Source organism: Pseudomonas sp. NPDC099000 (assembly GCF_044759925.1).
Lineage (GTDB): Bacteria > Pseudomonadota > Gammaproteobacteria > Pseudomonadales > Pseudomonadaceae > Aquipseudomonas.
The window spans coordinates 236,761-250,027 of the sequence record NZ_JBIWAF010000006.1 but is presented as its reverse complement, the minus strand read 5'-3'; the positions used below and the strand labels follow the sequence as shown (position 1 = coordinate 250,027).

Annotated in this window: 11 protein-coding genes; 5 read left to right on the top strand and 6 right to left on the bottom strand. The window is 59.9% G+C overall.

What is annotated here, in order from left to right; all coding sequences use genetic code 11:
• Positions 1–68 precede the first annotated feature (68 nt).
• The 3 genes from ACIQV9_RS10825 to ACIQV9_RS10815 form a co-directional block, all read right to left on the bottom strand.
• Entirely contained in the window at positions 69–1,340 is a 1,272-nt protein-coding gene (locus tag ACIQV9_RS10825; RefSeq protein WP_403100956.1) for an OmpP1/FadL family transporter, read from the bottom strand.
• A gap of 146 nt (positions 1,341–1,486) precedes the next feature.
• Entirely contained in the window at positions 1,487–1,969 is a 483-nt protein-coding gene (locus ACIQV9_RS10820; RefSeq protein ID WP_046032924.1) for a hypothetical protein, read from the bottom strand.
• Positions 1,970–2,246: 277 nt separating this feature from the next.
• Complete coding sequence (locus ACIQV9_RS10815) at positions 2,247–2,471, bottom strand: hypothetical protein (protein ID WP_008031832.1); 225 nt, start codon at positions 2,469–2,471, stop codon at positions 2,247–2,249.
• 940 nt (positions 2,472–3,411) lie between these two features.
• Between ACIQV9_RS10815 and ACIQV9_RS10810 the strand changes: the two genes are divergently transcribed.
• The gene (locus ACIQV9_RS10810; protein WP_403100953.1) at positions 3,412–3,735 is read left to right on the top strand and encodes a sel1 repeat family protein; all 324 of its coding nucleotides are present in this window, start codon (positions 3,412–3,414) and stop codon (positions 3,733–3,735) included.
• A gap of 175 nt (positions 3,736–3,910) precedes the next feature.
• On the top strand, positions 3,911–5,275 hold the full coding sequence (gene rmuC / locus ACIQV9_RS10805) for a DNA recombination protein RmuC (protein ID WP_403101038.1): 1,365 nt from the start codon (positions 3,911–3,913) through the stop codon (positions 5,273–5,275).
• Between the two features lie 193 nt (positions 5,276–5,468).
• Here rmuC and ACIQV9_RS10800 read toward each other — a convergent pair whose 3' ends face one another.
• Together ACIQV9_RS10800 and ACIQV9_RS10795 are read right to left on the bottom strand one after the other, a co-directional pair.
• Positions 5,469–8,939 (bottom strand): NahK/ErcS family hybrid sensor histidine kinase/response regulator, encoded by a 3,471-nt coding sequence (locus ACIQV9_RS10800; protein WP_403100951.1) that lies wholly within the window; start codon positions 8,937–8,939, stop codon positions 5,469–5,471.
• 228 nt (positions 8,940–9,167) lie between these two features.
• Entirely contained in the window at positions 9,168–9,707 is a 540-nt protein-coding gene (locus tag ACIQV9_RS10795) for a TetR/AcrR family transcriptional regulator (RefSeq protein WP_403100948.1), read from the bottom strand.
• 91 nt (positions 9,708–9,798) lie between these two features.
• Here ACIQV9_RS10795 and ACIQV9_RS10790 point away from each other — a divergent pair, with 91 nt between their 5' ends.
• Positions 9,799–10,995 (top strand): MFS transporter, encoded by a 1,197-nt coding sequence (locus ACIQV9_RS10790; protein ID WP_403100946.1) that lies wholly within the window; start codon positions 9,799–9,801, stop codon positions 10,993–10,995.
• A 44-nt stretch (positions 10,996–11,039) separates the two neighbouring features.
• On the opposite strand, the gene ACIQV9_RS10785 is transcribed toward ACIQV9_RS10790, so the two are convergent.
• Positions 11,040–11,789 (bottom strand): SDR family NAD(P)-dependent oxidoreductase, encoded by a 750-nt coding sequence (locus tag ACIQV9_RS10785; protein WP_403100944.1) that lies wholly within the window; start codon positions 11,787–11,789, stop codon positions 11,040–11,042.
• 160 nt (positions 11,790–11,949) lie between these two features.
• Between ACIQV9_RS10785 and ACIQV9_RS10780 the strand changes: the two genes are divergently transcribed.
• Together ACIQV9_RS10780 and ACIQV9_RS10775 are read left to right on the top strand one after the other, a co-directional pair.
• Positions 11,950–12,849, top strand: a complete 900-nt coding sequence (locus ACIQV9_RS10780; RefSeq protein ID WP_403100942.1) for a LysR family transcriptional regulator — start codon at positions 11,950–11,952, stop codon at positions 12,847–12,849.
• Positions 12,850–12,884: 35 nt separating this feature from the next.
• Positions 12,885–13,196: a cupin gene (locus ACIQV9_RS10775; protein ID WP_109628676.1), complete on the top strand. Its 312-nt coding sequence runs from the start codon at positions 12,885–12,887 to the stop codon at positions 13,194–13,196.
• Positions 13,197–13,267: the final 71 nt, after the last annotated feature.

Sequence of the window (13,267 nt, the reverse complement as noted above, 5' to 3'; positions counted from 1 at the left end):
CGCCTCTGTACAAGAGCGCGGGGCTTTTTTGATTCCGGTGGCGAGCGTTTCAGGCGCGCCGAGCTTCATCAGAAGCGGTAAGTCGCACCAACACCGAAACCGTTTGCATAGTTTTCATACTTGGCGTTGTAGTTCTGGCCACGGTTGTTGCTGTTGTCGACTTTGACCGACTCTTCACGCAGGTACGAGTACGCGACGTCGATGGTCAGGTCGTCGGTCGGGCTCCAGCCAGCGCCCAGGCTGAAAATCTTGCGATCGCCCGTCGGAATGCGTGGGGAACGGTCGGTGTTGTTGGTCGGCGCCTGGTCGACGGACAGACCGGTACGCAATACCCATTGCTTGTTCAGCTGGTAGGACGCGCCGATGGCGTGAGCCCAGGTGTCGTGCCAGTTCTGATCTTCGGTGATGGTGCCGAACTGACCGTTCAAGACGGCTGGAACACCTTTGTTATCGACCGTGATTTCTTTCAGGCGGCTCCAGCGAGTCCAGGTGCTGCCTGCGTAGAGGGTCCACTGGTCGTCCAGCTGATGAGTGACCGAGAAGTCCACCGATTCAGGCGTGGTCAGGTCCAGCGAGGCGTCGTACTTCTGGCTTGGGTTCTGACCGATCAGGCCCAGCACGTTGTAGTCGACCTTGGTGTTGCCCTCGAGCTTGTACTTCACTTTCGAGTGGTAGGTCAGGCCGACGCGGGTGCTGTCGGTGGCCTGTACCAACACGCCGATGTTGTAGCCCAGCGCAGTGTCGTCACCTTCGATCTTGACCTTGCCATCCGGCGCGGCCTGGGTGATCGACAGGTTCGATTCCAGGGTGCCGTCGATGCGGTTGATGGTCGGACCGAAGCCGATGGAAACCTTGTCGTTGAAGGCGTAGCTGACAGTCGGTTGCAGGGTGACGATCTTGACTTCGCTCTTGCTGCCGAAGTAACGGCCGGCAAAGCCGTTCTCGTAGTCGGTCACCAGGCCGAATGGAGCGTAGACGCCGAAACCGACTGCCCAATGGTCATCGATTGGCTTGACGTAGTAGCCCATCGGCACGCCCATGAAAGGGACCATGTCACCTTTGTTGGTACCGCCATTCGGACTGGAGCTGGCGTCACTGATGTCAGTGTGTGCGTCGATGAATGCGACACCACCAGTCACTTGTTCGCGCTTGAGGCGAGACATGCCGGCAGGGTTGCCAGCAATGGTAGATGCGTCGTCGGCAGAGGAAGATCGCCCGGCAAAACCTGTTCCCATCCCGCTGATGCTTTGTTCGTTGAGGGCAAAGCCACTTGCAAAGATCTGGGTGGATGCCATGGCAACGGCGAGGCTAATGGTGGTTTTGAGCATTACTTTTTTCATTATTAGAACTCCTGGTGATCACCGGGGCGAAAATTACCAACATTTTCGTCCCAGCGCTATAGGCTGTATGGCTTGAGTTAGAGCGGTTTTGTAGGACAATCCGACCAGATTCGCGACCCGTTAGAGGATCTTTGGAAACCGGTGGGTCAGCAGGCGACCTGATTCAGTGGTGAAACACAGGTTTGCCATGCGCAGGTAAAGTCGCGCAGGCGGCCTTGAGGTTGAAAAGTCTGGCGCCAGATTCGGGCCATACCCAACAAGTCATCTGCGGCGGGGAGGGGAGTGTTCTGTTCTTCTACCAGCAGCCAGGCGATGGCAGTGGCATAACGCAGGTTGACGGTCAATTCCAGGTGGGGCCCGCTGAGAAAGGCATGCTGACTGGCGAGGCCGCGCACAAGGCTCGCGCGCTCCGGGTCCAATGCCAGATAGTGATCCCAGAGAGCCTGGTGGCGGGGTTCGGCAATCCGGTACAGGCCGTGTCCACGGCGGTCATGCAGGGCGGAACCAAGGGCAGACTGGCTGGCGGCGATACCCAGCAGAAGGGATTCGGCAGTTGCGCTATGGCGCCCCAGGTAAATCAAAGTAGGGCGGATCACATAACGGCACAGTTCGCTGGCAGCGATACCCATAAAGCCCTCGGAACATTAAGTGGTCGGCGATACCTGAAGGAAGCGTTGGCAGCTGGTGAATCGAATCAGGCTCGCCGGAAGCGGAACAAGCCGCTTGAGTTGAAGTGTAGTGTCATATTCGCGCTGTAAAGGACTGTTTTTAAAATATTTCCGGCTTCGAGTTATAACCGTTATATCGGTTAGTGCTTAGCCGCAGGCTGCCTGAGGGGAAATAACAGGCAATAAAAAGCCCCGCTTTTTGAGCAGGGCTTTTGAGGTTTTCAGTCTTTCTGGCGTATCAGGCAACCAGTGCCTGACGGGTACGCTCGATCACTGCCTGCAGCGGTTCTGCGCTGGAGTATTGATCGGGGTAGAGGCGTTCGCTGTGACGAGCGATGCCGTGTTCGTTGACCAGAGTGAAGCTGAAGCAGCCTTTGCGAGCGGCCATGATCAGGCAATTCATTGGTGCAAAAGCGTTGGTTAGGGTGCGAATGGCATCCTGGGTGTGGATTTGAGTAGTCATTAAATGGGTGTTCCTACAAGCGACACGGATAAGAGCCGTGCAAAATTAAAACGTTCCAGTGACGACGACCACCATTGGTCGAACGAAGAACCCGACTGGAACAAAGCAGCCAGTTTGAAGCGCTGATAATTGGCGCGCTTGGGCTGGCAGGTAGGTACTTAGGAGGGCAGGCAACACATCAAGGGCAAAGGTTCTGGGCCCGGGGTGAAGATCCTGATCAATTTGCAGGCTGGTTCGGTCAGAGTAAGTGAGCTTCGCAACACCCTTTGCTTTCGATTCAAAGGCTGTGTTGGCGCAAGGTTTACCTGGAAACCATCGAGGTGGTCGATCCCGCTTGTTCGGTAGAAGCTTCCTTTGGGAAGGCTGACCGGGAGGATTTGTTCGACCAGAATTGACTTTCAGCTTGGTACTAACGCCGCGGATACTAACGGATCGAGTCGGTGAAGGGAAGCGCGAAAGCAAAATAATTCCGAAGCCCCGCAATCTCGCTGCGCAATGGGCCAATTTCCGACCACTGGTAGTCGCTCCGGCATAAGCCTGGGACAAGGGTTTACCAAGGTTATCCCCAGAAACCCTCCACAAATCGCTCCGAAAAAGTGCATCGATATAACTGCCGCGAAGGTACTTGTGCACATAAGTTGCGCAGACTGTAACCGGACTGTCATCCGCGCCCCGACCACAGTGGGTGCCTGTATTGAAAATTTAAGTCAATGAAAAACATCGCTTTTTTTTACTGGTGAAAAAATCGTCAGTTTGACTGCGAGCCCCGTTCCACAGGGCTTTGCGAGAGTTCAAGGGCGGTTGTCCACTGAGTTATCCACAGCTTCTGTGGATTGTCCCGAGCGCTTGCTCTAGGACGGGCGTGCCGGGTTTTTTAGGCTTTACCTGTAAGAAAAAAAGAGTAGAGTGGCGCGCCTTCCGATCTGCCCCACAGTGCTTTATGAAGTTTCGCTCCGTATCAGTTGCTGCCACTTCCACACCTTCCGGTGTTACCCCTCCCAAACGCCTTTCGATGCGAGTGGCGGAGTGGTTGCTGGACAGCCCGCGCCTTGGCGAAAACACCAACGTCAAACACTTCGCCGGGCGTTTGCTCAAACAGCCTGCCCGTGAAGGTGTCGTGGCTGCGCAAAGTCGTCTCGGCCAGCTGATGTGCCGCGAATGCGGCAATGCCCGGGATCGCCGCATTGGCCAGGACCTGCTGCGCCAAGCCGCACGAGCAGGGGATCGGCGCGCCCTTCAGGAACTGGGTCTGGTCGAAGACTGAGCTGTCCAAGTTCTGACGCCTTCGTTACCCTTCAAGCTTTATCTCATCGGCAGGAGTCGCTATGGCTATGGACTTGACCAGCATTTTGCTGGGTCTGGCGGGCGCTGCACTGCCCTTGCTGGTACTGGCCTGGCAAATCCAGCGCCGGGCGAGCGCAGGGCAGGCCGAGGTGGCGTTGCTGGAAGAGCGTCTGGCCATGTCGCAACTGGCGCAGGACGGCTTGAACGCTCAGCTCGAAGCCTGCCGCGATGAAATCGGTGATCTGAGCCAGGCCAACGCCGCCAAGCAAGCAGAACTCGCCGCCATGCGCCGTGAAATCGAACTGCTACAGATAGAGCGCGACGATGCCCGCGACGCGTCTCACGCCTGGAACATCGAACGGGCCGGCAAAGACGCCGAGCTGCGACGCCTGGACGCCCGGGCGGCCTCGCTCACCGCTGAACTGCGTGAGCAGCAGGACAGTCATCAAAAGCGCCTCAACGACCTGCAAGGCTCACGAGACGAACTGCGAGCACAGTTCGCCGAACTGGCAGGCAAGATCTTCGACGAGCGCGAGCAGCGTTTCGCCGAAACCAGCCAGCAGCGCCTGGGCCAGTTGCTCGATCCTTTGAAAGAACGCATTCAGTCTTTCGAAAAGCGCGTTGAGGAAAGCTATCAGGCCGAAGCCCGCGAACGGTTTTCCCTGGCCAAAGAGCTAGAACGCCTGCAGCAGCTGAACCTGCGCCTGAGCGACGAAGCCACCAACCTCACCCGTGCGTTGAAAGGGCAGAAAACCCAGGGCAACTGGGGCGAGTTGATTCTTGAGCGCGTGCTTGAACATGCCGGGCTGGAGAAGGGCCGCGAGTACCAGACCCAGGTCAATCTCAAAGGGCCGGACGGTGAGCGTTTTCAGCCGGACGTGATCATTTATCTGCCGGGCGACAAGCAGGTGGTGGTCGACTCCAAAGTCAGCCTCACGGCCTATCAGCAATACGTGGCGGCTGAAGACGATGCCATCGGCCAGATCGCCATCAAGCAGCACGTGCTGTCGCTGCGCAATCACGTCAAAGGCCTGTCAGGCAAGGATTACAAGCGACTCGACGGCTTGCACAGTCTGGATTTCGTGTTGCTCTTCGTGCCGATCGAAGCGGCGTTCTCCGCTGCGTTGCAGGCTGAGCCGACACTGTTCCAGGAAGCCTTCGACCGCAACATCGTCATCGTCAGCCCGACCACATTGCTGGCGACTCTGCGGGTTATCGACAGCCTGTGGAAGCAAGAGCGCCAGAGCCAGAACGCCCGGGAAATCGCCGAGCGCGCCGGGTGGCTGTACGACAAGTTCGTGTTGTTCATCCAGGATCTGGATGAAGTCGGCAATCGCTTGCAGCAACTGGACAAAGCCTACAGTTCAGCACGCAACAAGCTGACAGAAGGGCGCGGCAACCTGGTCAGTCGCAGTGAGCAGTTGAAGTTGCTGGGTGCGCGAGCCAGCAAGAGCTTGCCGGCTGATCTGTTGGAGCGGGCGATGACCGATGTCGATGGCCTCGCCGAGTTACCTGAATAAACAAGGCACCACCTGGACTTTGTGGCGAGGGGGCTTGTCGGAATGCCGCATCACCCCGTTCGGCTGCGCAGCAGCCGTCAATCAGGCCGCGCGTTATTACCTGAAGGAATCGCGTTAAGGGTTCTGGGGCCGCTGCGCAGCCCAACGGGGGCAAGCCCCCTCGCCACATTGATGTGTGTTGAACCCTCCTGCGCTACAACGGCAAATGCCGACTCAACAACGCCCGCAACGCCGCCGGTTTCACCGGTTTGGCCAAGTACTCAAGGCCCGCCGCATGCACCTGGGCCACCGTCTCCGGTCGGCCATCGGCACTGATCACCACCCCCGGCACCGGCTCGCCAAGCTGGGTGCGCAGCCACGCCATCAACTCGGTCCCGGTCTCGCCATGGTCCAGGTGGTAATCCACCAGCGCCAATTGCGGGCGTACACCGTCCTTCAGCAGCGCTGCGCATTCGTCGCGGTTGCGTGCGGTCCAGACCTGGCAACCCCAGCGTGTCAGCAGGCTGTTCATGCCGATCAGGATGCTGTCTTCGTTATCGATACACAGCACCTGCGCGCCGCTCAACACATGGCCATTGAGCTCGCTGACTTGGGTCGGCGCGACGGTTTGTGCCCGCGCCAGCGGCACGCTGACGCTGAACACGCTACCGCGCCCCGGCCAGGACCTTACGCGCAAGGTGTGACCCAGCACGCGACACAGCCCATCGGCAATCGCCAGCCCCAGCCCCAGGCCTTTCTCGGCGCGCGTCTGGTGGCTGTCGAGGCGTTTGAATTCTTCGAAAATCACCTGCTGTTTGTCTTCAGGGATTCCCGGTCCACGGTCCCACACCTCCAGGCACAACTCGCCCTTGCGCCGCCGGACGCCGAGCAGCACGGGTCCCTTGGCGTAGCGGAACGCGTTGGTCAGGAAGTTCTGCAGGATCCGCCGCAGCAGTTTGATGTCGCTGTCGATTCGTAATGCGCTGCCTCGAACACGGAATTTCAGCCCTTGTTCCTGGGCCAGTGCCTTGAACTCGGCACCGAGTGCATCGAACAACTCGTTGAGCACGAAGGGTTTGAGGTCCGGGTTGATCTTGCCGTTCTCCAGGCGGGAAATGTCCAGCAGATCGCTGATCAGGTCCTCGGCCGAGCGCAACGAACTGTCGAGGTGATGCACCAGTTTCTGCGCCTCGCTGGACAGGCTATCGTCTTGATGGGAGAGGGCGGCGGAGAACAGGCGTGCGGCATTCAGCGGTTGCATCAAGTCATGGCTGACCGCCGCCAGAAAGCGGGTTTTCGACTGGTTGGCCGATTCGGCGGTGCCCTTGGCTTCGGTCAAGGCCACGTTGAGTTGGGACAGTTCATGGGTCCGCGCGGTGACCCGCTGCTCCAGGCCTTCGTTGGCTTCGGTCAGCGCCTGCTCGGCCTCGCGGAACGCGGTGATGTCCGTGAAACTCATGACGAAACCGCCGCCGGGCATCGGGTTGCCGATCAGTTCGATCACACGCCCGTTGGGGAACAGTCTTTCAGAGGTGTGGGCGCGGCCCTGACGCATCCAGTGCAGGCGGCGGGCGACGTGCACCTCGGCTTCACCGGGGCCGCACAATCCGCGCTCGGCGTTGTAGCGAATGATGTCGGCAATCGGGCGGCCAAGCCTGATCAGCCCGTCCGGGTAATTGAACAGCTCCAGATAGCGTCGATTCCAGGCCACCAGTTTCAGCGACTGGTCGACCACGCTGATGCCCTGGGTGATGTTTTCGATAGCGCCTTGCAACAGGGCGCGGTTGAACTGCAGCACTTCCGAGGCTTCGTCGGCGATGCGGACTACATCCTCCAGTTGCATTTCCCGACCTTCGATGGCGGCTTTTACCACCGCACGCGTCGAAGAAGCGCCGAGTACACCGGCCAGCAAGCGTTCGGTGTGGGCGATCCATTCACTGTCGGCGTTCTGGTTCGGGTTGAAGCCTTTGCCTTGGCGGTAGGCAAAACGGATGAAGCTCTGTCGCGCCCGTTCTTCACCGACGAAGCGTGCGGCCAGTTGCAGCAAGTCGCCGATCTGCACCGCGAGCATCGAGCGGGCGCTGGGGCGCGCGCTGATTTCCTGACCGATGAAACGACCCGCCTGCCAGTGCTCCGACACCCTTGTGCGTGACAGCACCGACACCCAGGCGAACAGCGTGAAGTTGGCCGCCAGCGACAGCACCACGCCTTGGGTCAGCGGGGTGAGCGGCAGGTTCAGCGGATTGCTGTGCAACCAGGCCAGCCCCGGGAAACTGTTCAAGGACACCCCGAGGCTGTGGGCGGCGATTGGCAGAATCAGGGTGTAGAACCAGAGGAATGTGCCGGCGGCGAGACCGGCGAACACGCCCCGGCGATTGGCCTGTTTCCAGTACAACGCGCCCAGCATGGCCGGGGCCAGTTGGGTCACGGCGGCGAAGGCGATCTGGCCGATGGTCGCCAGGCTCGCCGTGGAGCCAAGCAGGCGATAACTGACGTAAGCCAGCAACAGGATCACCACGATGCTGACCCGGCGCACGGACAGCATCCACTGGCGGAACACTTCGAACGGTCGCTCAGCGTTGTTTCGCCGCAGCAGCCACGGCAGCAACATGTCGTTGGACACCATGGTCGACAGCGCCACGCTGGCGACGATCACCATGCCGGTCGCCGCCGAGGCGCCACCGATAAAGGCCAGCATCGCCAGGGCCGGGTGGGCTTGGGCCAACGGCAGGCTGATGACGAAAGAGTCCGGCAGTACCGAGCTGGGCAGCAGCATCTGACCGGCGAGGGCGATGGGTACGACAAACAGCGCTGCCAGCGCCAGGTAGGCAGGGAATACCCATTTCGCCAGGCGCAAATCCTGAGGGTCGATATTTTCCACCACCGTCACGTGGAACTGCCGTGGCAGGCAGATGATCGCCATCATCGCCACGCCGGTCTGCACCACCATCGACGGCCAGTTGATGGTTTCCTTCCAGTATTCCTCCAGGCGCGGGGCGAGCATGGCCTGGTTGAACAGGTCGTCGAATCCGTCGTAAAGGCCGTAGGTCACGAACGCACCGACCGCGAGAAACGCGAACAACTTGACCAGCGATTCGAAGGCAATCGCCAGCACCATGCCACGGTGGTGTTCCGTGGCGTCGAGGTTGCGGGTACCGAAGACAATGGTGAACAGCGCCAACACCAGCGACACGATCAGCGCCGTGTCCTGGGCGCGGGTGCCCATGGCGTCGGCACCGGCGCCGATCAGCAGGTTCACCCCGAGGACGATGCCCTTGAGTTGCAGCGCGATGTAGGGCAACACGCCCACCAGGCAGATCAACGCCACTACCACCGCCAGCGATTGGGATTTGCCATAGCGGGCGGCAATGAAGTCGGCGATGGAGGTGATGTTCTCCTGTTTGCTGATCATCACCATTTTTTGCAGGACCCACGGCGCGCACACCAGCAGCAGGATCGGCCCGAGGTAGATCGGCAGGAAAGACCAGAGCTGTTCGGCGGCCTGGCCCACGGCGCCAAAAAAGGTCCAACTGGTGCAATAGACCGCCAGCGACAGGCTGTACACCCACGCGCGCACTCGCGGCGGCAACGGTGTGCTGCGACGGTCGCCGTAAAAGGCGATGGCGAACATGATGGCCATGTAGGCCAAGGCGACGGCGGCGATCAGCCCGCTGGACAGCGACATGGGAACTCCCGACAAAAGACACCCGGGACTCCCGCCCGGTCAGACAGTCTCGCACGATGGCCGGGGTTAGTCAGTGTCGACCAAGGTCGTGGCGTGGCGGGGTGTCGCAGGGTGTTCGCCAGTTGGATTTTTAGTGTTTTTGCTGGCCTCTTCGCGGGCAAGCCTCGCTCCTACAGGATGTGAACGACGCAGAACCTGTGGGAGCGAGGCTTGCCCGCGAAGACGGCCTCACTGACTCAACGCAATCTCAATCAACCGATGCAATTCCCCAACTTCCAACGGCGCCGCCGAAAACAGGATGCGAAACACCGTCGGCGCCGCCACTAGATTGATCAGCCGATCAACACTCGGCTTCGGCTGATCCGGGTAACGATCCAGAATCGTCTGCAACTGCCCGCCAATGATCGTCGTGCAGTAGACCGGTGTGGTGCTGCATTGCACGTCGCGAAGCATGTTGCGGCCAGGCTCGGAACTCATCTCGTCCAGGTATTGCTCGGCCCAGGCTCGCACGTCACCGCGCAGGCTGCCCGTATTGGCCGGCTCGCTGTCGGGTTGCATGCGCGCCAGCGCGACGTCTGCCAGCAACACCGACAAATCGCCCCAGCGTCGATAAATGGTCGACGGCGTCACCCCCGCGCGCGCAGCGATTTGCGGCACGGTCACGGTCGAGCGTTCCTGCTCTTCGAGCAGATCGCGAACAGCCGAATGAATCGACTCTTGCACCCGGGCGCTTCGACCGCCGGGGCGTAAACCTTCTTTAATAGCCATACGGCGGACCTTAACACAAAGAATTTGCTTTAAGCGCAGGCCAGTAGCACACTCCGCAAAAGCAACAAATTAGCTTTTGCGGAGTGTGCGCATGTCCAGCTCGATATCAAACCGTTCCAGTCTGTGGTTCCTGGCGATTACTTTACTGAGTTTTCTCGCCGCTTCCACTGCACCAACGCCGCTGTACCACTTGTATCAGGAACACCTGCAATTCTCGGCAGCGACCCTGACCCTGATCTTCGGCGTGTACGCCATCAGCTTGCTCGCCGCGCTGCTCACCGTCGGTTCGCTTTCGGATTACCTGGGACGCAAACCGGTGATTTTCACCGCTGTGGCACTGAACATGCTGGCCATGCTGCTGTTTATCAATGCCGACAGCGTCGCCTGGTTGATCAGCGCCCGAGTGCTTCAAGGCTTTGCTACTGGAATGGCCACGGCGGTATTAGGTGCCGCGCTGCTCGACACTGATCGCCAGCAAGGTCCGCTGGTCAATAGCGTCGCGCCGCTGCTCGGCATGGCGGCGGGTGCCATGGGGTGTGGTTTGTTGGCCGAGTTCGCGCCGCTGCCGCTGCAATTGACCTTTTGGGTGCTGCTCGCGATGTTCGGGTTGCAGGCGTTGTACGTTTGGCGTCTTCCGGAAAGCGTCAGTCCGCAAAGGGGGGCGCTGGCTTCGTTGCTTCCTACCCTGCATGTGCCGGTCCAGGCTCGGCGCGTGTTGTGGCTGGTGATGCCGCTTAACACCGCGGCGTGGGCGCTCGGCGGTTTTTACGCCTCCCTCGCGCCGTCCCTTGTGCGGACGGCCACCGGATCGACTTCGAATCTGATTGGCGGCGCGACAGTGGCCGCGCTGACTGTCACCGGCGCATTGATGATCTACACGTTGCGCAGTCGCCCGGCCGACAAAGTCCTGCGGGTCGGCGCAAGCATTCTGCCGGTGGGCGTGGTGCTGATTTTACTGGCGGTCCACAGCGCCAGCCTGCCGCTGTTCTTCATCGGGACGCTGGTGGCTGGATGCGGTTTCGGCGCCAGTTTCCTCGGCGCGTTGCGCAGTGTCGTGCCGTTGGCCTTGCCTCACGAGCGGGCCGGGTTGATGTCGGCGTTTTATGTGCTCAGCTATCTGGCGTTCTGCCTGCCGTCGTTGCTGGCGGGGAACCTGACGCGAGCCTTTGGTCTGGTGGCGACGACCGATGGCTATGGCGCGGTGCTGATTGTCCTGGCCGTCGTTGCGTTGTTGGCATTGATGCGCCAGCGAACCGCCCAGGCCTGCAGCGTTAACGGTCAGCCATAAAAAGCGCGGCGCCCGTCAAGGCGCCGCGTTTTTGTTGGACGCGATCAGATCTGCGCGAACCCGCCATCCACAAACAGCTCGATCCCGTTGATAAAGCTGCTGTCATCCGAGGCCAGGAACACCGCCGCTTTCCCCACTTCAGATGGCGTTCCGAGACGGCCGATCGGCACTTGGCTGGTCAGCAAATCCAGCAAGCCCTGCTGCTGATCCGGCGGCGCGAGTTCAGTCAGGCCTGGGGTGTGAATCGGGCCGGGGCTGATGACATTCACGCGAATCCTGCGGGCTTTCAAATCCAGCAGCCATGAGCGGGCGAAGTTGCGCACCGCGGCTTTGCTGGCGCTGTAGACGCTGAAATTCTCGGTGCCTTTGGTGGCGGTGGTGGATGCGGTGAGGATCACCGAGCCGCCATCCTTGAGCAGGGGTAGGGATTTCTGCACGGTGAACAGCAGGCCTTTGACGTTGATGCTGAAAATCCGGTCGAAGTGCTCTTCGGTAATCTCTCCAAGTGCCAGCATGTCACCGCCGCCGGCGTTGGCAAACACGATGTCCAGGTGTCCGGCTGATGCCTTGATGATTTCAAAAATCCGGTCCAGATCGGCAAGGTTCGACACGTCGCCCTGGATCCCGGTGATGTGATGGCCGATGGCGTTGACCGCTGCATCCAGTTCCGCCTGGCGCCGACCTGTGATGAACACGGTGGCGCCCTGATCGACGAATGCTTGGGCCGACGCCAGGCCGATGCCGGTGGTGCCGCCCGTGATCAGTGCAACTTTGCCTTTTAGAGTGCTGCTCATGGTGTGAATCTCCGGAGAGTCATGTAGGAAGTTGTCGGCAAGGTTGTGCGCCGTTGAACGAACTCTATGCCGGAAAATTGGGCAGAAAAATCACCTGAATCGGGTTTGTTTGTGCAAGGTTGTGGACAATACTCAGGGCACGTCACCTGAGGTTTTTCTCATGAATCAGCTATTGGCCATGCGCGTCTTTGCCCGGGTCGTGCAGGCCGGGTCGTTTACCAAAGCCGCCGACTCGCTGGATATGCCGAAAACCTCGGTCAGCAAACTGGTGGCGGAACTGGAGGAACATCTCGGTGCGCGACTGCTGCAGCGCACCACTCGGCGGCTTACCGTGACGGCGGATGGCATGAGTTATTACGAGCGCGCCCTGCAACTGATAGGGGAACTGGATGACCTGGACAACAGTTTCGCCAGCGCCCAGGGCCATCCTCGCGGCAAGATCCGTGTCGATGTCGGCGGCTCGGTCGCAACGATCCTGATCATCCCGGCGCTGCCGGATTTCTACGCGCGCTACCCGGACATTCAGATCGACATGGGCGTCAGCGACCGGCCGGTCGACCTGGTCAGCGAAAACGTCGACTGCGTGATTCGCGGTGGGCCGTTGATCGAACTGTCCATGGCAGCGCGACCCTTAGGTTTGTCGTCATGGACAACGTGCGCGGCGCCGCGGTATCTCGAGCGCTTTGGTGTCCCGACCGATCCGCGCGAACTGGAGAAAAAACATCGCATAGTCAACTATCACTCGGCCCGCACGGGGCGGGTGATGCCAGCTCGGTTCGAGCGCAACGGCGAGAAGCTGGAGATCCGCGGGCAAGGACACTTCTCGGTCAACGAGAGCAACGCCCAACTGGCTTCGGGGCTGGCCGGACTGGGCGTCATTCACACCTTTACCTACACCGTGCAGTCGCACATCGAGCGTGGCGAACTGGTGCCGATTCTCGAAGACTGGCGGCCACCGCGTTACCCGTTTCATGTGCTGTACCCGCCGAACCGGCACCTGAGCAATCGGGTAAGGGTATTTATCGATTGGCTGGCGCAACTGTTCGCCGGTTTGGCGTAGCCTTGGCACCGCCACTTCTTTGAACGGAACGCCCCATGAAGATCATCCGCAGCAAATCCTTCACCGCTGACCGTGCCTGGGGCGCGTTGGATATCGCCAACATGAACGGCATCACCACCCGTTTGCACTGGACCGATCAGCCGTACAAATGGCACGTCAACGATGGGCAGGAAGTATTCGTGGTGCTCGATGGCCAGGTTCAAATGCGCTACCGCGAGGAGGGCGTCGAAAAGGAAACGCTGCTGGACGTGGGCGATATTTTCTATGCGTCGGTCGGCACCGAGCACGTCGCCCATCCGCTAGGTGCGGCGAGGATCCTGGTAATCGAAACTGAAGGCAGCGTTTGATTCTATATCTGCAAAACAGATAACAGTTAGAGATATTACCCGTTATATAGATATTCGATTCGGATCTACCA

What these genes read in the sequence shown, in the direction of transcription:
- ACIQV9_RS10825 (WP_403100956.1), bottom strand. Translation starts at nt 1,340, where the DNA reads ATGAAAAAAGTAATGCTCAAAACCACCATTAGCCTCGCCGTTGCCATG.
- ACIQV9_RS10820 (WP_046032924.1), bottom strand. Translation starts at nt 1,969, where the DNA reads ATGGGTATCGCTGCCAGCGAACTGTGCCGTTATGTGATCCGCCCTACT.
- ACIQV9_RS10815 (WP_008031832.1), bottom strand. Translation starts at nt 2,471, where the DNA reads ATGACTACTCAAATCCACACCCAGGATGCCATTCGCACCCTAACCAAC.
- ACIQV9_RS10810 (WP_403100953.1), top strand. Translation starts at nt 3,412, where the DNA reads ATGAAGTTTCGCTCCGTATCAGTTGCTGCCACTTCCACACCTTCCGGT.
- ACIQV9_RS10800 (WP_403100951.1), bottom strand. Translation starts at nt 8,939, where the DNA reads ATGTCGCTGTCCAGCGGGCTGATCGCCGCCGTCGCCTTGGCCTACATG.
- ACIQV9_RS10795 (WP_403100948.1), bottom strand. Translation starts at nt 9,707, where the DNA reads ATGGCTATTAAAGAAGGTTTACGCCCCGGCGGTCGAAGCGCCCGGGTG.
- ACIQV9_RS10790 (WP_403100946.1), top strand. Translation starts at nt 9,799, where the DNA reads ATGTCCAGCTCGATATCAAACCGTTCCAGTCTGTGGTTCCTGGCGATT.
- ACIQV9_RS10785 (WP_403100944.1), bottom strand. Translation starts at nt 11,789, where the DNA reads ATGAGCAGCACTCTAAAAGGCAAAGTTGCACTGATCACGGGCGGCACC.
- ACIQV9_RS10780 (WP_403100942.1), top strand. Translation starts at nt 11,950, where the DNA reads ATGAATCAGCTATTGGCCATGCGCGTCTTTGCCCGGGTCGTGCAGGCC.
- ACIQV9_RS10775 (WP_109628676.1), top strand. Translation starts at nt 12,885, where the DNA reads ATGAAGATCATCCGCAGCAAATCCTTCACCGCTGACCGTGCCTGGGGC.